Origin of the sequence: Winogradskyella psychrotolerans RS-3 (genome assembly GCF_000427335.1) — a bacterium.
Classification (GTDB): domain Bacteria; phylum Bacteroidota; class Bacteroidia; order Flavobacteriales; family Flavobacteriaceae; genus Winogradskyella; species Winogradskyella psychrotolerans.
The window spans coordinates 1-569 of the sequence record NZ_ATMR01000051.1 but is presented as its reverse complement, the minus strand read 5'-3'; the positions used below and the strand labels follow the sequence as shown (position 1 = coordinate 569).

Genomic DNA, 569 nt, shown 5'->3' with positions numbered 1-569 from the left:
GAGAATCCAAGTGCGCGCCGGCTCAAGCCCACCGATCAATTCGATCACGATGTCGGCACCGACAATGAGCGACTCTGCGTCGGTGGTCAACAACTCTTTCGGGATGTCGGTATCACGCGGTGCATCGAGATCGCGCACGGCGACACCGACAACTTCGAGCCCAGCTCCGGCACGCGCCGCAAGCTCATCAGCGTGCTCCAACAGGAGGGCGGTGACCTGGGATCCGACACTTCCGCCTCCCAAAACTGCGACGCGAAGGTTACGGTATTCGATCATTCAGACTCTCCCAATGGTGTGATTCCCGCGTCGCGGCGAAGTAGGTCGTCTTCGGTTTCGCCCCGCACAATGATGCGGGCACGTCCGTCGCGAACGGCCACCACCGGCGGCCGAGCAAGATAGTTGTAGTTGTTTGACATCGCCCAGCCGTAGGCCCCCGTTGCAGGCACCGCAATGAGGTCACCAAGCTCCACATCGCCAGGCAAGTACTCTGCCCGCACGACGATATCGCCCGCCTCACAGTGCTTGCCCGCAATGCGCACTAGTGCCGGGTCGGCTTCTGAGGTTCGGTT

General features: G+C 61.5%; 1 protein-coding gene and 1 pseudogene. Both read right to left on the bottom strand.

The annotated features are described in order from the left end of the window. Positions 1-276: homoserine dehydrogenase (locus ADIWIN_RS22400; protein WP_040756520.1), on the bottom strand; the 276-nt coding region annotated here is incomplete at its 3' end. Beyond that, positions 273-569: pseudogene (locus ADIWIN_RS22395) on the bottom strand (hypothetical protein); the annotation flags it as partial. The gene ADIWIN_RS22400 and the pseudogene ADIWIN_RS22395, both read right to left, overlap by 4 nt.